Source organism: Paenarthrobacter sp. CAP02 (assembly GCF_040137855.1).
Taxonomy (GTDB): Bacteria; Actinomycetota; Actinomycetes; order Actinomycetales; family Micrococcaceae; genus Arthrobacter.
Map to the genome: position 1 here is coordinate 390,628 of NZ_JBEEII010000003.1, position 18,170 is coordinate 408,797.

The 18,170-nt window shown below is 63.7% G+C and carries 20 protein-coding genes; 9 read left to right on the top strand and 11 right to left on the bottom strand.

The annotated features are described in order from the left end of the window. Positions 1-17 precede the first annotated feature (17 nt). Complete coding sequence (locus tag ABHM97_RS07375; protein ID WP_211712601.1) at positions 18-482, top strand: hotdog fold thioesterase; 465 nt, start codon at positions 18-20, stop codon at positions 480-482. Here ABHM97_RS07375 and ABHM97_RS07380 read toward each other — a convergent pair. The 5 genes from ABHM97_RS07380 to ABHM97_RS07400 form a co-directional block, all read right to left on the bottom strand. Next, positions 479-1,036 carry a dihydrofolate reductase family protein gene (locus ABHM97_RS07380; protein WP_235521706.1) on the bottom strand — a complete coding sequence of 186 codons (558 nt, stop codon included), beginning with the start codon at positions 1,034-1,036 and terminating at the stop codon, positions 479-481. The two genes, ABHM97_RS07375 and ABHM97_RS07380, sit on opposite strands and share 4 nt — an antisense overlap. A gap of 50 nt (positions 1,037-1,086) precedes the next feature. Then, positions 1,087-2,145: a hypothetical protein gene (locus tag ABHM97_RS07385; RefSeq protein ID WP_349470129.1), complete on the bottom strand. Its 1,059-nt coding sequence runs from the start codon at positions 2,143-2,145 to the stop codon at positions 1,087-1,089. A 96-nt stretch (positions 2,146-2,241) separates the two neighbouring features. Next, a complete protein-coding gene (locus ABHM97_RS07390; protein ID WP_235521704.1) occupies positions 2,242-2,463 on the bottom strand; it encodes a hypothetical protein in 222 nt (73 codons plus the stop codon). After that, positions 2,460-3,665, bottom strand: a complete 1,206-nt coding sequence (locus ABHM97_RS07395) for an inorganic phosphate transporter (RefSeq protein ID WP_235521703.1) — start codon at positions 3,663-3,665, stop codon at positions 2,460-2,462. Before ABHM97_RS07395 ends, ABHM97_RS07390 begins: the two co-directional genes overlap by 4 nt. Positions 3,666-3,844: 179 nt before the next feature. Then, the gene (locus ABHM97_RS07400) at positions 3,845-4,363 is read right to left on the bottom strand and encodes an HAD domain-containing protein (RefSeq protein WP_349470131.1); all 519 of its coding nucleotides are present in this window, start codon (positions 4,361-4,363) and stop codon (positions 3,845-3,847) included. Between the two features lie 117 nt (positions 4,364-4,480). On the opposite strand from ABHM97_RS07400, the gene kynA reads away from it, so the two are divergent. From kynA to ABHM97_RS07415, 3 genes are read left to right on the top strand one after another with little or no spacing between them, the layout of a single operon-like run. Next, positions 4,481-5,350 (top strand): tryptophan 2,3-dioxygenase, encoded by an 870-nt coding sequence (gene kynA, locus ABHM97_RS07405; RefSeq protein WP_349470132.1) that lies wholly within the window; start codon positions 4,481-4,483, stop codon positions 5,348-5,350. A 33-nt stretch (positions 5,351-5,383) separates the two neighbouring features. Continuing rightward, complete coding sequence (gene kynU, locus ABHM97_RS07410; RefSeq protein WP_349470133.1) at positions 5,384-6,622, top strand: kynureninase; 1,239 nt, start codon at positions 5,384-5,386, stop codon at positions 6,620-6,622. Between the two features lie 7 nt (positions 6,623-6,629). Beyond that, a complete protein-coding gene (locus tag ABHM97_RS07415) occupies positions 6,630-7,484 on the top strand; it encodes a PaaX family transcriptional regulator (RefSeq protein ID WP_349470134.1) in 855 nt (284 codons plus the stop codon). Here ABHM97_RS07415 and ABHM97_RS07420 read toward each other — a convergent pair. From ABHM97_RS07420 to ABHM97_RS07445, 6 genes are all read right to left on the bottom strand, one after another. Beyond that, the gene (locus tag ABHM97_RS07420) at positions 7,471-8,808 is read right to left on the bottom strand and encodes an MFS transporter (RefSeq protein WP_349470135.1); all 1,338 of its coding nucleotides are present in this window, start codon (positions 8,806-8,808) and stop codon (positions 7,471-7,473) included. The two genes, ABHM97_RS07415 and ABHM97_RS07420, sit on opposite strands and share 14 nt — an antisense overlap. Positions 8,809-8,841: 33 nt before the next feature. Continuing rightward, positions 8,842-9,132 (bottom strand): Dabb family protein, encoded by a 291-nt coding sequence (locus ABHM97_RS07425; protein WP_235521697.1) that lies wholly within the window; start codon positions 9,130-9,132, stop codon positions 8,842-8,844. Beyond that, complete coding sequence (chcC1, locus tag ABHM97_RS07430) at positions 9,129-10,793, bottom strand: 4-oxocyclohexanecarboxylate 2-dehydrogenase (protein WP_349470137.1); 1,665 nt, start codon at positions 10,791-10,793, stop codon at positions 9,129-9,131. The genes ABHM97_RS07425 and chcC1 overlap by 4 nt, the downstream gene beginning before the upstream one ends. Before the next feature lie 46 nt (positions 10,794-10,839). Continuing rightward, entirely contained in the window at positions 10,840-11,616 is a 777-nt protein-coding gene (locus ABHM97_RS07435; protein ID WP_349470139.1) for an SDR family NAD(P)-dependent oxidoreductase, read from the bottom strand. 226 nt (positions 11,617-11,842) lie between these two features. Next, complete coding sequence (locus ABHM97_RS07440; protein ID WP_349470140.1) at positions 11,843-12,637, bottom strand: IclR family transcriptional regulator; 795 nt, start codon at positions 12,635-12,637, stop codon at positions 11,843-11,845. A 1-nt stretch (position 12,638) separates the two neighbouring features. Next, positions 12,639-13,370 (bottom strand): GntR family transcriptional regulator, encoded by a 732-nt coding sequence (locus tag ABHM97_RS07445; RefSeq protein ID WP_374111500.1) that lies wholly within the window; start codon positions 13,368-13,370, stop codon positions 12,639-12,641. A 229-nt stretch (positions 13,371-13,599) separates the two neighbouring features. Here ABHM97_RS07445 and ABHM97_RS07450 point away from each other — a divergent pair, with 229 nt between their 5' ends. From ABHM97_RS07450 to ABHM97_RS07470, 5 genes are all read left to right on the top strand, one after another. Next, a complete protein-coding gene (locus tag ABHM97_RS07450) occupies positions 13,600-14,508 on the top strand; it encodes an N-acetylglucosamine kinase (RefSeq protein WP_349470142.1) in 909 nt (302 codons plus the stop codon). Between the two features lie 78 nt (positions 14,509-14,586). Next, positions 14,587-15,663, top strand: a complete 1,077-nt coding sequence (locus tag ABHM97_RS07455; protein WP_349470143.1) for a LolA family protein — start codon at positions 14,587-14,589, stop codon at positions 15,661-15,663. Then, positions 15,660-16,652, top strand: coding sequence for an ABC transporter ATP-binding protein (locus tag ABHM97_RS07460; RefSeq protein WP_349470144.1), 993 nt, complete (start codon positions 15,660-15,662; stop codon positions 16,650-16,652). The genes ABHM97_RS07455 and ABHM97_RS07460 overlap by 4 nt, the downstream gene beginning before the upstream one ends. Continuing rightward, complete coding sequence (locus ABHM97_RS07465) at positions 16,642-17,505, top strand: ABC transporter permease (protein WP_349470145.1); 864 nt, start codon at positions 16,642-16,644, stop codon at positions 17,503-17,505. The genes ABHM97_RS07460 and ABHM97_RS07465 overlap by 11 nt, the downstream gene beginning before the upstream one ends. A gap of 20 nt (positions 17,506-17,525) precedes the next feature. Next, a complete protein-coding gene (locus tag ABHM97_RS07470) occupies positions 17,526-18,146 on the top strand; it encodes an L-threonylcarbamoyladenylate synthase (RefSeq protein WP_235521689.1) in 621 nt (206 codons plus the stop codon). The last annotated feature ends 24 nt before the right edge of the window (positions 18,147-18,170 follow it).

An 18,170-nucleotide genomic window follows, 5' to 3' on the forward strand; every position in this document is an offset into this window, starting at 1 on the left:
GTGCCAGCCTAGTTGGCATGAAGGACAATTTCACGCCGAACCCGTTTGTCGACGAGCTGAATGAGGCAGGTGTGCCTGAAGAGTTCCATGATTGGCTGTCGGCACACGGAGTTGGTGCCCTGGTGGTGAAACTCGGCATCCGTTTCACCGAAATGGGAGCCGAACGCATCGTGGCGACGATGCCCGTTGAGGGCAATACCCAGGTGGCCGGGATCCTCCATGGCGGGGCCCACGTGGTCCTCGCCGAGACACTGGGATCCTTCGCCGCATCACTGCATGCCGGAAGGGGCAGGCATGCAGTCGGCATCGAAGTGGGCGCCACCCATCACCGCTCGGTTGCTGCCGGCCTGGTGACGGGAACCTGCACGGCCATCCATCTGGGAGGAACCCTTGCCACACACGAGATCGTCATCACCGACGACAAGGGCCGCCGCCTCTCAACGGCCCGGATCACCAACATGATCCGGGACAACCGGCACTAGCCAGTGGTGACGGACTGCGGCATCCGGTAATGCAGTTCCGCCGCGGCGCCCCCAAGGATGCGGGACGAGACCAACTCTAGGGGCGCCGTCGGGCCTTTCAACGGCAGGAGCCGCTTGCCGGCGCCCAGCACCACCGGAATGATGGTGACGATCATTTCGTGGAGGAGTCCCGCGTCGGCAAATTGGGCCACCAAATCTCCGCCACCGACCAACCAGACGTTCCTGTCGCCTGCGGCCTTGAGAAGGTCAGGGGCGAAGCTGCGAACGTCACCGCGGACGAAGGTAATATCCGATCCCGCCGGCGCAACGTAGTCGTGGTGGGTGAAGACCCAGCATGGCGTTTCCGGATACGGCCAGTTGTCCGGCTCGTGGTCGATCAGCCACCGGTAGGTGTCACCGCCCATGGCGATACAGCCCACTCCCGCCATGAAGGACCCGATGCTCTCGTTCACGCCGTCCACCTGGTCGAACTGCAGGAGCCAGGCGAGGTCGTCATCAGGTGAGGCGATGAAGCCGTCAATGGTTGCCGCTACGTAGTACTGGAAAAGTGACATGTCCCCAGACTAGCCAGCGTCACGCACAGGTGAGGACCTGGACCTGGCCTTTAAGGTGCGGCCGTGGTGGACGGTTCAGGCGACGTGGAGGGGGCCGAGAGGGCGTCCGGCGGCTGTGTTGCGGGACTGGTCCGGGTGGGCTCCGACGGACTTCGGGTACCCGTGGACCGGCCGGAGTCCTCGTAGAAGAACGTGACAGTTCCTGCGACCTCCACCGTGTCGGTGATCGAGATCCTGACCGAGTCCCGACCCTGTGCCGGGGGCATCCGGAGGTAGACCGCTCCATAGTCCTGCCGGTCACCAACAAGGTCGACATCCGCAGGTACGCCGTCTAACAGGACCTCGCTTACATGCACGTAGTACCCGTCCAGGCGGACAATGGTGCCGCCCGTGCTGGGACCCGTTGCGCGGGTTGTGCCGGGAAGCGGGTTGAGCTCCTCGTCCACCACAGTCAACCCGACCAGCTGCCTGGGGCAGGCCTCTCCTTGCCCGGGCTGAACGTTGAAGGCCGCCTGCGGATTACTACGGTGCTGGGCAAGCAATGATGCAGCGGTAATGGCAACCCTGAATTCCAGGCACTTGCTCTGTGGAATCTGCGGAGTTGCGCCCACGGCTTTGGATGCCCGTTGCCAGTCATGCTGGCTTCCGCTTTGCACAGCCCGGCAGACAGCCGCTCCCGCCTGCCACACAGCGGCGTCCTCAGCGCCTTCAAGGCTTTGGGCCAAGGCGTCGCATTGGAATTGTTGAAGCAGGAGATATCGCTGTCCCGACACTGGGTCGTTGGGCCCAATGGGTCCGGCAGGCAACCACTGCACAACTTGCGCGTCCGCCTGCGGCCCGCCAGAGGTGGTTGGCGCGCCGGCCGGTTCCGGCGCACTGGAACTGGCTGGCGCTGCGGAGACTGCCGGATCGGTAGCTTCGCGGGGCTGGGCGGTAGTTGGGGCGGCGATGGTTGGCTGCAGTTGCTGCGAGGTGCCCTGGGTGGCTGCGCTGGAGCCTTGGTCAGGCCGGAGTCCTTCCGTGGATGGGGGAAGGCAGGCAGAGAGTCCCAGCATCAGGATCGGCGCCAAGGCCAGCCCGATGACTTGGTTCCGGGATTGGCATTTCATGACAGCCCCACATCTGCCGGATCACGATCACGCAGTCACGTGCACAACTACACTGCTGATTATTCTCCCGATGGGGTGTGACTGCCAGAGCGGCCGCTATTTACCGAAGTAAGGGACGATCAGGTAGATGCCGAACAGGACGGCTATTCCGCACACGCCGAAACACACGTAGGCAAGCGAGCGGATCAATGCGGGTGACTTCTGCTGGGCGTCACCGGCGATGGCAGTCAGGCGTACCCCCAGTGAATACAGGACAACCAGGGTAACCGCAGCCACGAGGGTGACACCTGCAACCTGCAGCAATTCCAACCATTTCATCGCTGCACGTCTCCGCTCGGGGTGGTCTTTCGGTTTTTCTTCTTTTTCCTGAACTGCACTGCGTGGCCGGCCTCGTCGACTTCCACGGCGTTATGGTGGCCGACATGGGATCTACGTGAAACCACGAACATGAACACCACAGCGGACGTTCCAACCACTGCTGCGATGACGACGCCAACGACGCCGGTCCCCACCAGGAGCGCCGTCAGGGCCCCGACGATCGCCGAGGCCGGGAGGGTGAACAGCCAACCCAAAGCAATCTTGCCCGCAGTTCCCCAACGGACCGAAGTGCCTTTACGACCCAGGCCGGAACCGATGACGGAACCCGACGCAACCTGCGTGGTGGAGAGCGCGAAACCCAGGTGCGATGACGCGAGGATGGCCGAGGCCGTGCTTGTTTCAGCGGAGAACCCCTGCGCGGGCTTCACCTCGGTCAGACCGGAGCCCATGGTCCGGATGATGCGCCAGCCGCCGGCATAGGTGCCGATCGCAATGGCCAGGGCGCAGGCGGTGATGACCCAGAACTGGGGGCCGCTGCCGGGGGCCTGGGTGCCTCCAGCGATCAGGACCAGGGTGATGATGCCCATGGTCTTTTGGGCGTCGTTCGTACCGTGGGCGAGGGCCACCAGGCTGGACGTGAAGATCTGGCCCGTGCGGAACCCACCGCGCTTCTGGGTGAGTTTGTCGCCGGTCTCGGGATCGTGCCGCGACGTGAGCGCGTAGGCGAGGCGGGTACAAATGTAGGCCACGAACCCCGCGATCAGGGGTGCGATGACTGCGGGCAGAATGACCTTCTGCAGGACAGTTTCAAAGTTGATGGAGTGGAAGCCAATGCCAACCACTGCGGCGCCGATCAGGCCGCCGAAAAGGGCGTGCGAGGAACTTGAAGGCAGACCCTTGAGCCAGGTGATCATGTTCCAAAGAACTGCGCCCATGAGTCCCGCGAAGATAATGTCCGGCGTGATGTGGATGCCGTCCGTACCTTCCCGGATCAGGCCTCCGGAAATGGTCTTGGCCACTTCGGTGGAGAGGAACGCGCCCACGAGGTTGAGCACAGCCGCCAGGGCAACAGCCGTTTTGGGCTTGATCGCCCCCGTAGCGATGGGTGTAGCCATCGCATTGGCTGTGTCGTGAAACCCGTTGGTGAAGTCAAAAAATAGGGCCAACGCTATTACCAGCGCGACCATGAAGGTGATATCCACCTGTTGCCCAATCTGCAGAGTCGACGTTCAGCAGTTCCACTTCCCCGTACCTGCCATCCACAGCATAGTTCAGCATCTGTTCAACTGACTCGACTTGCGGGATTCATTCTGGCGGGCTTGAAACCTTAAGAATCCTACGTGGCGGGGCCCTGAGCGGACAAACGTACCCGGGACAGGCATCAACCCAAATATGCCCGGACGGCCGCCAAATCCTTGCGTGTCAGCCCCTTCCGTGGATCCGGGGAGATGCACAGCACACGGTCCTGCTGGTACTCGGCCCAGGAACGTGCCTCGGACTCGGCACTGAGTTGGTCATCCAGCCAGATCATCCGATCACTACCGGCCGACGCCAGATCCTTCTGGAGGGCCACCAGCTTCCACCATTCGGGGCCCTCGTCCCAGCCCTGGCTGGAGAGTACCGGCCAGCCCTCACCCCTCAATCCAATGGCGGGGCAGAGGAACTCAGGCGCCAACCGTTCCCAGGTGGTGAGCCAGACGAAGCGGGCAGCCGGGTGGCCGGAGAGGTCATTAAGCTCGGCCACGACCTCGGGTGCGAAAGCAACTTCGAGGATGCCCGCATCGGCGAAGGTCCATTCGTTACCCCAGTCAGTGGTTCCTGCGGGACTGAAGGGGTTCACCACGCCGTCGACATCCAGGTAGATCGACACCGGAGCTGTCCGCCCTTGGGTGGATTCCATGTCCACTCCCCCTTCCCCAACGGTTCAGCATCAGCCTACGGGATGGCGCAATCGTCGGTCTGGGGTTGGGGAGAATCAAACTCTTGACGTTCGTCATGTAAGTGATATTCTCAAGGCATGGAAAAGCCCCCCGTCCATTCCCCGCAGAGTGTCCGCCACATCGAAGAAGGTGTCCGGACCGATTTCCGCCATGCGATGTCTTACGGCGGATATCTGGACCTTGACCAATTGCTCAGTTCCCAGCACCCGCTCAGCGAGCCGGAACACCATGACGAACTGCTGTTCATCATCCAGCACCAGACCAGCGAGCTGTGGCTCAAGCTTGTACTGCACGAACTCCTGGAAGCCCGGAGGTTGTTCGACGCCGACAACCTGGGAAAAGCGCTCAAGTGCATCGCCCGCGTGAAAGCCATCCAGCGCACCATGACCGAACAATGGTCCGTCCTGGGCACCCTGACGCCTCGCGAGTACTCCCAGTTCCGCGGCTTCCTGGGGAGTTCCTCGGGTTTCCAGTCCTACCAATACCGCGGTGTCGAATTCCTGCTGGGAAACAAGAACCGGGGAATGTTGCGCGTGTTCGAAAGTGAGCCCGAGGCCCACGCACTGCTCGGCAGGTTGTTGGAGGAGCCAACTCTCTACGATGCGTTCCTGGGCGTCCTTTCCCGTGCCGGCTACGACATTCCTGCCGACATCCTGGAGCGGGACACCAGCGAACCCTGGACCTTCCGCCAGGACCTCGTTCCCATCTTCCGGAAGATCTACGAGTCCGATGACACGCAGTGGGGACTCTACGAAGCGTGCGAAGACCTGGTGGACATCGAGGACAACTTCCAGGCCTGGCGGTTCCGGCACCTCAGGACCGTCCAGCGCACCATTGGGTTCAAGGTAGGAACCGGCGGATCGTCCGGAGTGGACTTCCTCAAGCGCGCCCTGGACCTGACCTTCTTCCCCGAGCTCTACGCCGTCCGGACCGAGATCGGCAACTAAGCAACACTGCCCGCCTACACCGCAGGAGGAACCATGACCACCGCACAGCAGACCCACCGGCCAACGTCGGCCGAACTGGATGCCGCCGATCCCCTCGCCGCCCAGCGTGAAGCCTTTTACGCGCCCGACGCCGATCAGCTCACCTCATATTTGGACGGCAACTCACTCGGACGCCCCCTGAAGGCCACCGCCGCACATCTGGCGTCCTTCGTCCACGACGCCTGGGGCAGCCGCCTCATCCGGGGCTGGGATGAACAATGGATGGACGAACCCACAAACGTTGGCGACCGCATCGGTGAAGTGACTCTTGGCGCGGCGCCGGGACAGACCACAGTTGGCGATTCGACGTCGGTAATGCTTTACAAGATGATCCGCGCCGCGGTGGATTCCCAACCCGGACGCGACGAGATCATCATTGACCGCGACAACTTCCCCACCGACCGGTTCATTATTGAGGGAATCGCCAAGGAACGCGGCGCAACCATCAAGTGGATCGCTGCCAACCCCGCCAGTGGTGTCCGCGCGGACGACCTGGACGGACTGCTTGGCGAGCGGACCGCCGTCGTGGTCCTCAGCCATGTGGCGTATCGCTCGGGGTTCCTTGCGGACGCGAAGGGAATCACCGCCAAGGTCCACGAGGCCGGTGCGCTGATGCTCTGGGACCTGTGCCACTCAGTCGGTTCCGTGCCACTGGAACTGGACGCATGGGGAGTCGACCTCGCGGTGGGCTGCACGTACAAGTACCTCAACGGTGGACCCGGCTCACCGGCCTTCGCCTATGTGAATGCCTCCCAGCAGGACCGCTTGCAACAGCCCATTTGGGGATGGATGGGCGCCGCGAACCCCTTCGGCATGACGGATTCCTACGAGCCTGCGCAGGGAATCCGGCGGTTCATCACGGGAACACCGCCGGTGCTGGCCATGCAGCCCCTCAAGGACATGGTGGAACTGATCGCTTCGGTAGGCATGGAGGCCGTCCGGGAGAAGTCGGTCAAGATCACCGAGTATGCCATCGCTTTGGCCGAGGAACACCTGGTGCCTCTCGGCGCCGAAATTGTGAGCCCCCGGGACCCTGCCGAGCGTGGCTCGCACATCACCGTGGACCACCCGCTCTTCGCTGATGTCACTGCGGCCCTCTGGGAAAAGGGGGTGATTCCCGATTTCCGCCCGCCGCACGGGCTGCGCATTGGCCTCTCACCGTTGAGCACCAGCTACGCCGAGGTCGAGCTGGGAGTGACCGCCATCCGGGACGCCCTCGCCGAACTGCTGTGAGCCTGAAGTGAGCGCTGTACTGGACGATATGGACTCCCGCCCCGGGAGTACCACTTCATTGCTGCGGACCGTCATTGGATTGTACTTGAGGGATGCCGGGGGCTGGATGTCGGCGAAGGACATCGTTGCCCTGATGGAGGCCCTCGGCACGTCCGGCACAGTCACGCGGACCGCCTTGGGCCGGTTGCGCAAGAAGGATGTGGTCCTGCAGGAAAACCGTGACGGACTCCCCGGCTATACGCTCACCGACGGCGCCTCCACGATGCTGGCCCGTGGTGACCGCCGGATCTACAACCCCCGCAGCATGGGCGACGCCGATCCGTGGTGCCTGATCTCGTTTTCCATTCCGGAGACCGAACGCGAAAAGCGACACCAGCTGCGGCGCAGGCTCCATTGGATCGGCTGCGGGACAGTGGCCGCGGGTTTGTGGATTTGCCCTGACTCCCTGCGGGGGGAGGTCGAGGAAATCCTGGCCGACCTGGACCTGCGGGACATGGCAACCGTCTTCGTGACCGAAACCCCGTTGGTAGGTGGCAGCCTCCGGGATGCCGCATCGAACTGGTGGGACCTGGAGGCGGTGGCCGGCCTTCACAAGGACTTCATCAGTGAGCATGGTGCCGCGGTTTCAGGCCACGCCGTTGACGTCTCTGCACAGGCCTTCGCCACCTACGTCCAGTGCATCGACCGATGGCGGATCATCCCATACCTCGACCCCGGGTTGCCGGCCGCCTTCCTGCCAGCCGACTGGCCCGGGGCCGAGGGTGCTGAATTGTTCAAACGGATTGTTGCCGCCTATGCCGAACCCAGTGCCGAATTCGTTCGACGCTGCCTGGCGGGCACGGCCGCAGCTACGGTTTCCTGACGGCGAGTCCCCGCCAGTACGGCTCCCCAAGGTCTTCGATGGGAGTCTTGGCGGTTTCCCGTGAGAAATAGGCGGAGACGCCGGCGATGGCCATGCACAGCGCCGCGAACCCGGCGACAGGAAGCCACCCGTCCTGGCCCTTGCCCAGCAGCAGTCCGGCGATGAGGGGAGCAAAGCCGGCCACCACCAATCCCAACTGGTTCCCCAAAGCCATACCCGAATACCGGACCGGTGCGGCGAAGAGTTCGGCGAAGTAGGCGGGCCATATTCCGTTGAAGCAGGAATAGAGCAGCGTCATGTTGATGAACGCGGCGGCGAAGACCAGGAAGATGTTTCCGCTGGACAACGCCATGAAGTAGGCGAAGATCGTCGCTGAGCAGCCTATTGCCGCTGTGAGGAGCAACGGCCTGCGTCCCCAAGTGTCGGACAGTTTCGCCGTCAGGGGCATCACGAACATGGACAAGCCAATGGCCACCGCGTTGACGGTCAGGATGGATGCCTTGTCGAAGCCTGCGGCGCCGGTGGCGTAGGACAAACCGAAAACTGTGAAGATCGTCTGCATGACAGACATGATGGACATGCCAACCACCCTCGCCACATCGGCTGACTGGAAACGAAGGACTTCCCGCAGCGGCATCGGGGCCACGGCCTGCCGGTCCTTGGCGTCCTCAAACACCGGAGTCTCATCCAGGTGCGTCCGCACCCAGTAGGCGATGCCCAACACCACAATGGACAACCAGAACGGGATGCGCCAACCCCAGCTCATCAACGCCTCGGTGGGCAGTGCGGACACCGGGATAAAGACGAGTGTCGCGAGCACCATGCCGGAGGCATAACCGGTCATGACGAAGCTGGTAAAGAAGCCGCGGCGGCCCTCGGGTGAGTGTTCCAGGGTCAGTGTGGACGCACCTGCCGATTCCGCCCCTGCAGAGAACCCCTGCGCCAGGCGGCCAATGACCAGGAGGACCGGCGCCCAGAAGCCAATCTGGCTGTAGCTTGGCAGGAACCCGATGCCGAGGGACGACAGTCCCATAACGCCCAGGGTGATGAGCAGGATTTTCTTGCGGCCCAGCTTGTCGCCGAAGTGGCCCATGACCAGCCCACCCACCGGCCGGGCCACATAGGCCACGCCGAAGGTGGCGAAGGCCCCGATCAGGCCCACCGCAGGATCATCGGAGGGAAAGAAGAGCGGCCCGAAAACCAGCGCGGCGGCTGAGCCATAAATGAAGAAGTCGTAGTACTCGAGGGTGCTTCCGAGGAACGAGGCCAAAGCCGCTTTTCCGGGGGTCTTGCGCAGCGTCGTTTGCTGGGCAGTTGTAGACATGGCTGTTCTCCTTCGAACGGCGTCCAAATGGTGCTAGAGGTGGAAATCGACGGCGATGATGTGCTCGCTGTTGGGAAACGAGTACTTCTTGAGTGGCTCGTGGAGGGGATGGGTGTTGTAGGCATCGATGTCCTCGGCAGAGGCGAAGTCGGCAACGATCGCGTAGTCGAAGGACCGTTCGTGCTGGAAGACGTCAGCGCCGTGGGTCAGTTTCAGAAGGCCCGGAATCTTGCCGTCCATCGCATCCAGGCCTGCCACCCATGCGGCTTTGTCCGCTGCGGGAAAGTCAGGCTTGAACTTGAACAACACTGCGTGGCGGATCATGCTCCCACTCCTGTCGTCACACTGTCACCCGCATACTCGGCCGGTTGGCCGGCAATGGTCCGACCCGCAAGGTATCCCATGGTCATGATGGGGCCAAGGGTGGCTCCCGCCCCCGGGTAGCCTGCGGCGTAGGCATTCTCCGTGGTGTTACCGGCGGCAAAAAGGCCTGGGATGGCGTTGCCGTCCACGTCCAGGACGCGGGCCCGGCCGTCCGTCGCTACGCCTCCGTTGCTTCCGAACGCACCGTTGACCACCTCCATTGCGTAGAACGGTCCGGTCAACAGCGGGCCCAGTGACGGATTGGGCCAAGGGCAGTCGTCATCGCCCCAGTACTTGTCGTAGGCGCTTTCACCCCGGCCGAAGTCCGGGTCCTCACCTTTGACGGCATATTCGTTGAAGCGGCTGACCGTTGCGTTGAGTTCGTCGGCAGGGACACCCATCTTTTCGGCCAGCTCTTCCAGCGTGGGTGCTTCGATCAGGTAGTCCGGCGTCGGTTGGCCGGCCCGGTGAGCCAGGACGCCGTAGCGCTCCAAGTAGCCGTGGTCGAAGACCACATGTGCCGGAGTGTTCAGGGTCTGGTTGTTCGGCGAATCCCAGGACTGCAGGCAGCGTGCGAGGTCGTTGTAATTCTGGGACTCGTTGGCGAATCGGCGTCCCTGCCGGTTGACCATGAGCGAGCCAGGTCCTTGCCGTTCGAACCTCAGCAAGGTGCCAATGGGCGCTCCATCGCGGGTGTCTCCCGTGATGGACATCGGCGCCCACCAGGCTTCACGGGTTCCGCGGGTCTGTGCCCCGATCCGCTGTGCCATCTTTAGTCCGTCGCCAGTGTTGGAGGGTGGTGAGCACATGATGTACAGGCGGGAGGCCAGCAACGAATCGGCCAGCGCCTTGTCCCACTCGAAGCCACCGGTAGCGAGGACGACGCCGTCGTTGGCGTGGAAAGTTTCACCCGACTCGAGTTCGACGCCCACTACCCTGCCGCCGTCGAGCAGGAGTCGTTGACCGCGGGCGCCAACCACCAGTGCCGCGCCATCCCGGACCAGGCTCGCAAGCAGCATGGCTACCAGGGCATGGCCTTTGGCCACAAGTCCTTGTTCCTGCCGCTGGTTCAGTTCATTCCACGGGAATTTGGTGAAGGCACCCCAGTTCTCATACTCCTGCATAGTGAACGGCGCCCTGCCGTCGGACCGGACATGGTGGGCAAGTTCGCCAAGTGCCTCGCGGATGTTGAACAGTTCGGGTTCAACGGTCCGCCCGCCTTCAACGGAACCGGGAAGGTCCTGGCGGTAGTCCGGGAAATTATCCAGGAAGATGAAACGGACCCCGCATTCGTCCTCGGTAAAACGGAGCATGGTGTCCCCGTAATCGAGGGCAGCATCAAGGAGCTCTTCGCGGCTACGTCCGCGGGCCACAGCGCGGATGTATTGCGCCGCGGCTTCCTTGGAGTCGCTCAGACCGGCTTCGCGGGCGTGGTGGTTGTCGGCCACCCACAGCATGCCTCCCGATACCGCGGAGGTACCGCCCAGCAGCTCGGTTTTTTCGAGGACGACGACGGATTTGCCCGCCTTTGCGGCGGTGGCCGCCGCCGTCAGGGCGCCTGCGCCCGAGCCGACCACGACGACGTCGTAGGTATCGGTTTGTGTGCCGTTCAGGAATTTCACGGTGGAGCCTTTCGGGAATGAAATGGGGTTGCAGTTGCCAGGCGGGTCAGACTGCGGTGTAGCCGCCGTCGATCACCAGTTCGGATCCCGTGGTGAACCGGGACTCATCGGAAGCGAGGTACAGCACGCCGTAGGCAATTTCGTCCGGTTCGCCCTGCCTGGGCAGCGGGTTGCTGCCTACCAACTGCCGGTAATAGGCCTCTGCCCCGATCTCGGACTGTTCCGCCGACCGGCGGCTCATCCTGGTGTTCATGGATCCGGGGTGGATGGAGTTCACCCGGACACCGTGGGAGCCGTAGGTGGCGGCGTCGGACTTGCTGAGGAGCCGGACAGCGCCCTTGGTTGCGTGGTAGAGCGGCACGTTGCGTCCGCCGGTCAGTCCGTGGATGGAGGAAAAGTTGATGATGCTTCCGGACTGCCTGGCGATCATGCCTGGAACCACGTACTTGGTCATGAGCCAAACCCCTTTGACGTTGACGTCAAAGATGGCGTTGAAATCTTCCATGGACGCGGTGTGGCTTGCTCCGGCGACGCCGATGATACCGGCTGCGTTGACCAGGATGTCCGGAGCGCCGAGCTCTTCGCTGAGTTTTCCGATCGTCCTTGCGACGCTGGACTCATCGGTGACATCCACGTCGTATTCGGTGATACCGGGATGGTTGCCCCCGGCCGGCGTCCCGGCCCGGTCCAACGAGGCTACGGACGCCCCGTGGTCAGCCAACAACCGGGCGGTTGCGCTTCCCAGGTCTCCCCTGCCGCCGGTAACCACAGCCAGTTTCCCGGCCACGCGTTGGGACGGCTTTCCGTGTACTGCTGACTCCATGACCAAAACTCCTCCTGCCGCGGCATTGCGGCGTTCAAACATCACTACGGCGCAGGGCAGCACGGAAGAGGGCCCGGGGCCGTTGATGTACTTGGGCTGAATGCCTTGAGGGTCAATGTCCTCGTGTATGGCGCCGGCCGGTGTTCCGGTCCGCAGTGCCCTGCTGTGCGCTCCACTCTGCCAGCGTGCTTGTGAGTGGGGCCACAGCGTTACCGATGAACGGGAATCAGATGTTGCCGTTGCTTTGGCGGAGCGCGCCTTTGAGCTCTCCGCGCCAACCCAGGGCCCTCGAAATACCGCGCGCGGCAGTCATCAATACGGGCACGCGCACGGCCGCGTTTTCTTCATTCCTGGGCACCACAACGCTTAAGGCAGCCACCACGGTGTTCGTTCGACCGAAGACGGGAACCGCGATTCCGCTTGATTCCGGCACGATGATTCCGGGCATGGACGCGAACCCCCGTTGGCGGATGGCTGCAAGGTGTCGGCGCAGATCAGCTGGATTGGTCAGCGTGGCATCGGTGAACTTCTCCAGCGTCCGGGACAGAAAGAGGTCCTGGTAGGCAGCCGGCGAGTAGGCCAGCAGGACCAACCCGGACGATGTACCGTGCACGGGAAGCCGGCCGGCCACCTTGGTGATGTCCACCATGGAATCCCTGGAGCCGATGCGTTCGATGTAGAGGACCTCGTCGGAGTCCAGGATCCCAAGCGTCGTTGAATGCTGGACCACCGATTGAACGTCTTCCATGAACGGCAACGCGGCGTCCCGCAGGCCCACCATCCGCGAACTCCTGGAGACGAGCTCCCACAGCCGTATGCCCACGCGGACCTCAGCATTGGCTTCGCGTTCAAGCAGGCCCTCGGCCAGCATCTCGTCCACCAGGCGATACGTGGTGGTCACTGGAAGCCCGGATCGGCGCGCCAGCGTGGCGACATTCATGGTGCGGTGGGAGTCATCAAATGCTCCCACCAGCCGAACGACGCGGCGGATGACGGACTCGCCTGAGGCCGAGTTGGCCATGCTAATCGCCTGATTTCACGCGTGAGACGAACCTGAACCTGTCCCCACGGAACGTGCTGCGGGTCCACTCCACCGGAACACCTGTGGCGGATCTGGCCAGCCGGTGTACCACCAGCAGTGGTGCACCCATTTCGATTCCGAGAAGCTGAACGTCGCCGGGACCTGCCAGGGCAGTTTCCACAGTATCTTCCACGTCAGCGACCCGGATCCCGTAGACGTCCTCGAGGACCGCGTACAGCGACCCGGATTTGGACAGGTTCGACTTGAAACGCGGCAGCTTGCCCGGCAGCCAGGCGACTTCGTGGGCCAACGGCTCGCCCTCGATCAAGCGGATCCGCTCCAACCGGGTGACCTGCGCGCCCTCTTCCAATCCCAAGTGCGTCGAGACGACGGTGTCCGCCCGGACGACGTCCAGGCCGATCAGGGTGGAGTCGGGACGGAGGCCTTGCGTGCGGGCGTCATCGGAAAAGGACGTCAATTGCCGGACGTGCGTCACCTTGGGTGGTGCTACGAAGGTTCCGTGCCCTTGGATCCTGCCCAACCTGCCTTCCGCGACGAGCTCGCTGATCGCCTGCCGGACCGTGGTGCGGGAGGTTGCATACTTTTCCGCCAGTGCCCGCTCGGTGGGGATAAGCGTCCCGGGCTGCAGACCCGCGATCAGCGCCAAGACCTCCGTTTTGAGGAGGTAATATTTCGGCGCAGCAGGTGCAGCTTCTGGTTGCATGTTGGACATCCTACTTGTAGACAGCTGGATTGGTCTATGCCAATCTAGGGACTGTTGGTTTCAACCAACTGCGGCGAGCCAGGGGCACTCCCCCACCTTCGCACAGACAGTCCGCACCTGAACCGAAGGGACGCCAGTTGAAGGACACCGTGAACTTGAGGAGCGCCGCTGCGAAGCGGGCCGGGACCCTGATCCGCGCCATCGCACCCGGCAGGACCAAAGCATCGGCGATGCTCCCGTGACGCCGCGAGTCCTCGGCCTCCACATCGGCGGCTCAAAGACACACGCCGTCCGTTCGGACCAAGCGCAGGGAGTCAGCGGATCACCGGGGAGCTCCGGTGGTGAAATCACGGAAACCAGCGCCAACTTGTCATCGGTCGGGCATCAGGGCGCTGACGCGGTCCTGCGCCGGATTGCCGCAAGCGTGGGAGGTGGAGTCAAAGCCGTCTGTGCGGGTGCAGCGGGCGCCGACACGCCAGCGAGCCGTGCTGTCCTCTCCGCCCTCCTCATGGAACATTTCCCCGGCGCCAAAGTCGAGGTGGTCCACGACACCCGCATTGTCCTCGCGGCCGCCGGCCTCGACGCCGGCGCCGTGCTGGTCGCTGGCACCGGCTCGGTAGCCTGGGGTCGAAACGCCGAGGGACGCGAAGCGCGAAGCGGCGGGTATGGCTATTTGCTGGGCGATGAGGGCAGCGGCTACTCAGTGGTGCGCGACGCCGTCCGGGAAGCCCTGCGCGAGTACTACGCCGGACTGGAGCCTGGGATCCTGGTTCGGGCGCTGATGGAAGCAACCTCCAGCGCCGATGCCCTGCAGCTCATGGACTTCTTCTACGCGAAGCCGGAACCTGACCACTGGGCCAGCCTGGCCCCGCTCGTCCTGGAGTTTGCAGCTGAGGGAGACCCCGCTGCCGTTCGGATCCAGGCCGAGGCCGCGCATTCCCTGGCAACACTTGCCCGCCAGGTACTGGGGGAACTGGGCCTGGACCTGCCGCTCGTCATGGCCGGGGGCCTGCTGGTCAACCAGAGCCAGCTGGCTGGTGCCGTAGCCAGGAAAGTTTCCCTCGAGGACCCGTCATCCGTCCGGATCCTGACACAGGCCCCGGTGCACGGTGCGGTGGAACTGGCGCGCCAGCTGATCCAGGACTAACTCGCGTGACTCCCCCGATTCCGGCCAGGAACGGGAGTAGTCTTAATCCATGCCCTTCACGTGCGGTGGTCGGTAGCAATGACGCGGGCCAAGCGGCGGTGGCTGCCAGCTCTCCTGATCCCCCTTGCCCTTGTCCTTGCGGTGCTCACCGGTTCGGTCCAGGCCGGTGCCACAGTGTCGTTGCCGCCCAAGACGGCGGATGAGGTTCTTGCCATGATTGCGCGCACGCAAGTGCGTGCCTTCTCCGGAACGCTCCAACAAACTGCGGAGCTGGGACTCCCGGATATACCCTCGTCGACCCCAGGCGTCACTCCGGGTGCTGGTACCGCACTTGAGTTCCTGGCGGGCAGCCACACCGCGCGTGTCTTCGTTGGCGATCCCACCAAGGCGCGACTGCAAATCATGGACGCCATGGCTGAGCGCGACCTCATCGTCAACGGCAAGGATGCGTGGTTCTACAACTCGGCAGACAACAGCGCCACCCACCTCCAGGCCCCAAAACCCGGCGCCCCCACGGAGACTCTTCCCAGCAAGCCGGCGATGCCCACGCCCGAGGCGCTGGCCAACCGGTTCCTGGCTGCTGTTGACGCCGGAACCGAGGTAACGGTGGGAGAGGCTTCATCGGTTGCCGGTCGTAGTGCGTACAGGCTTAGCCTGGCCCCGAAGGACCCCGGCACCCTGGTGGCCTCGGTGTCCATCGACGTCGACTCCGAAACCGGCTTCCCGCTGGGCGTCCACGTCCAGGCGAAGAACCAAGCCGACCCTGCCTACTCCCTGGCCTTCACCGATCTGAGCCTTACCGCTCCCGATCCCGGCTTGTTCCAGTTCACACCGCCAGCGGGTTCCACTGTCACCACGAAGGTACTCCCGGCGCGGCCCACTCCGGTGCCTGATGCCGATTCCAGCCCCAAAGCGCCATCGCCTCACGGCACACGGGTTTCCGGCGAAGGGTGGGGATCGATCGTCATGCTGCCTGCCGCCGCGGTGCCTGCCGGGCTTACTTCGAATCCCCAAATCTCCCCGGTGTTGCAAAGCGTTTCCGGCGGCCGGGCATTGACCTCTTCGCTGGTGAGCGTCCTGATTCTCGACGACGGCCGCGTCCTCGCAGGGCTGGTCCCGTTGGAGCGGCTCCAGTCAGCGGCTGCCGCCCAGTGAAGGAGCCCTCACCAACGCAGCGCGGGGCCGCCGCTGAGGAGCTGGCTGTTGAGACCCACGGGCTGGTGAAACGCTTCGGGCAACGCGCCGCCGTTGACGGCATCGACCTCGCTGTACCGCGCGGGGCGGTATTCGGCTTCCTTGGACCCAACGGTTCGGGAAAGACCACCACCATCCGGGTACTGCTGGGGCTGGCTTCCGCCACGAGCGGCGATGTCCGGGTCCTGGACCAGTCCATGCCGGCCGCGCTGGCATCGGTCCTCCCCGATGTCGGTGCCTTGGTGGAAGGGCCCGGTTTCTACCCCTTCCTCACGGGACCCGGAAACCTCATGCGCCTCGATTCAGCTGACCGCCACGCCTTGCCGGCGACACGTCGACAACGCGTCGCCGACGCCCTGGACCGTGTTGGACTTACTCACGCTGCCGGTAAGAAGGTCCGGGCCTATTCGCTGGGCATGAAGCAGCGCCTTGGCTTGGCGAACGCGCTGCTCAGGCCGCGGGAGCTGCTGGTCCTGGACGAACCCACCAACGGACTGGACCCCCAGGGCACCCGCGAGGTCCGTAGCTTGGTGCGGTCCCTCGCCGCGGGAGGGACCACAGTGTTCGTTTCCAGCCATTTGCTGGCCGAGGTGGAACAAATGTGCACCCACGTCGGCGTCATGAGTGCCGGGCGCCTGGTCGCCCAAGGACCGCTGGCGGAGTTGCGGTCCGCGGGCCAGAGGCAGGTTGTGGTTGAAACGCCCGACGCCGAACGCGCCAACGGCGTCCTGGCGCGCCTGGGGTTGGTCCCGGCGGCCACACCGGATGGGGAACGCCCCGTCGAGGCGAGGGCTGTCATGAACGGTGGACTGGCCGGGCCTGCCCCCGAGGTGATCGTGGCAGCCTTGGTTGCCGATGGCGTTCGGGTACGGGGGTTCGCTGTTGAAGACGCAAGCCTGGAAGACCGGTTCGTGTCCCTGACCGGAGAGGGGTTCGACGTTGTCGGCTGACACCTCTAAGCCCTTGGCCCCGGGGGTGCGGCCCGCGGTTGGGTGGTCCCTGCTTGGCTCTGAATTGTCGGTGCTGTTCCGTCGCCTCCGTACATGGGCGATGCTGCTCGCCCTCGCGGCCGTACCCATCCTCATAGCTGTGGCCGTCAAACTGTCGTCCCGACCCGTCGCCCCAGGCCGGGGGCCGCTCTTTTTGGACCGCATCACCCAGAACGGGCTGTTTGTGGCCGTGACCGCCCTGGTGGTGTGCGTACCGTTATTCCTGCCCCTGACCATCGGCGTGGTGGCTGGGGATACCATCGCCGGCGAAGCCAACATGGGGACCTTGCGCTACCTGTTGCTTGCACCCGCAGGCCGCGTCCGGCTCCTGCTGGTCAAGTATGCCGGGGCCGTTGCGTTCTGTTTCGCCGCGACGGTGACCGTGGCAGCGTCAGGTGCCTTGGCCGGCGTCGTGCTTTTTCCTGTGGGACCCGTGACGCTCCTCTCAGGCGACACCATCGGCGTGGGCGAATCGATGCTGCGGTCCTTGGTGATCGCCGGCTATATCACGGTGTCGCTGTTGGGTTTGACGGCCATAGGACTGCTGATTTCCACTTTCACTGATGTTCCCGTGGGCGCCATGGCCGCCACGATTGTCCTCTCTGTTGTCTCCCAGGTGCTGGACAACCTCCCGCAACTGGACTGGCTGCACCCGTGGCTGTTCAGCCACCATTGGCTGGGGTTCGCGGATCTGCTGCGGCAGCCGATCGACTGGACGTCGTTCGGCGCCAATGCGTTGCTGCAGGCCGGATACATCGCCGTATGCGGCACGTTGGCCTACGCAAAATTCTCGAACAAGGACATCCTGTCCTAGCTTTGTCGTAGGCTCTTCCCATGGCCAGATTCTTTGATGTGCACCCGGAAGATCCCCAACCACGCGCTATCGGCCAGGTGGTCAAAATGCTGCAGGACGGCGGCCTGATCGCCTACCCCACCGACTCCTGCTACGCGTTGGGGGCACAAATCGGAAACCGGGAAGCGCTTGACCGCATCAGGGCGATCCGGCATTTGGACGACAAGCACCACTTCACGCTGGTGTGTAAGGACTTCGCCCAGATGGGCCAGTTCGTGATGCTCGACAACGACGTTTTCAGGAGCATCAAGGCGGTCACTCCGGGCAGCTACACGTTCATCCTCCCGGCCACCCGCGAAGTACCCAAGCGGCTCCTGCACCCCAAGAAGAAGACGGTGGGTGTGCGCATCCCGGACCACCGCGTTGTCCAGGCCCTGTTGGCTGAGCTGGGCGAACCGCTGTTGTCCAGCACGCTCCTGCTGCCCGACCAGGAAGAACCCCTGACGCAGGGCTGGGAAATCAAGGAACGGCTGGACAATCAGGTGGACGGTGTCATCGACGCCGGCGACACCGGGGCAGAGCCGACTACCGTGGTGGACTTTTCCAGCGGCGTTGCCGAAGTCGTGCGTCGCGGAACCGGAGATCCGTCCCGGTTCGAATAACCCCCGGATCGATGCCCCGGAACC

Bases quoted from the DNA above. Each gene is read 5' to 3' on its own strand.
- kynA (WP_349470132.1), top strand. From the start codon at position 4,481: ATGGAAAAGCCCCCCGTCCATTCCCCGCAGAGTGTCCGCCACATCGAA.
- ABHM97_RS07440 (WP_349470140.1), bottom strand. From the start codon at position 12,637: ATGGCCAACTCGGCCTCAGGCGAGTCCGTCATCCGCCGCGTCGTTCGG.
- ABHM97_RS07385 (WP_349470129.1), bottom strand. From the start codon at position 2,145: ATGAAATGCCAATCCCGGAACCAAGTCATCGGGCTGGCCTTGGCGCCG.
- ABHM97_RS07435 (WP_349470139.1), bottom strand. From the start codon at position 11,616: ATGGAGTCAGCAGTACACGGAAAGCCGTCCCAACGCGTGGCCGGGAAA.
- ABHM97_RS07470 (WP_235521689.1), top strand. From the start codon at position 17,526: ATGGCCAGATTCTTTGATGTGCACCCGGAAGATCCCCAACCACGCGCT.
- kynU (WP_349470133.1), top strand. From the start codon at position 5,384: ATGACCACCGCACAGCAGACCCACCGGCCAACGTCGGCCGAACTGGAT.
- ABHM97_RS07380 (WP_235521706.1), bottom strand. From the start codon at position 1,036: ATGTCACTTTTCCAGTACTACGTAGCGGCAACCATTGACGGCTTCATC.
- ABHM97_RS07375 (WP_211712601.1), top strand. From the start codon at position 18: ATGAAGGACAATTTCACGCCGAACCCGTTTGTCGACGAGCTGAATGAG.
- ABHM97_RS07390 (WP_235521704.1), bottom strand. From the start codon at position 2,463: ATGAAATGGTTGGAATTGCTGCAGGTTGCAGGTGTCACCCTCGTGGCT.
- ABHM97_RS07420 (WP_349470135.1), bottom strand. From the start codon at position 8,808: ATGTCTACAACTGCCCAGCAAACGACGCTGCGCAAGACCCCCGGAAAA.
- ABHM97_RS07400 (WP_349470131.1), bottom strand. From the start codon at position 4,363: ATGGAATCCACCCAAGGGCGGACAGCTCCGGTGTCGATCTACCTGGAT.
- ABHM97_RS07455 (WP_349470143.1), top strand. From the start codon at position 14,587: ATGACGCGGGCCAAGCGGCGGTGGCTGCCAGCTCTCCTGATCCCCCTT.
- ABHM97_RS07425 (WP_235521697.1), bottom strand. From the start codon at position 9,132: ATGATCCGCCACGCAGTGTTGTTCAAGTTCAAGCCTGACTTTCCCGCA.
- ABHM97_RS07445 (WP_374111500.1), bottom strand. From the start codon at position 13,370: ATGTCCAACATGCAACCAGAAGCTGCACCTGCTGCGCCGAAATATTAC.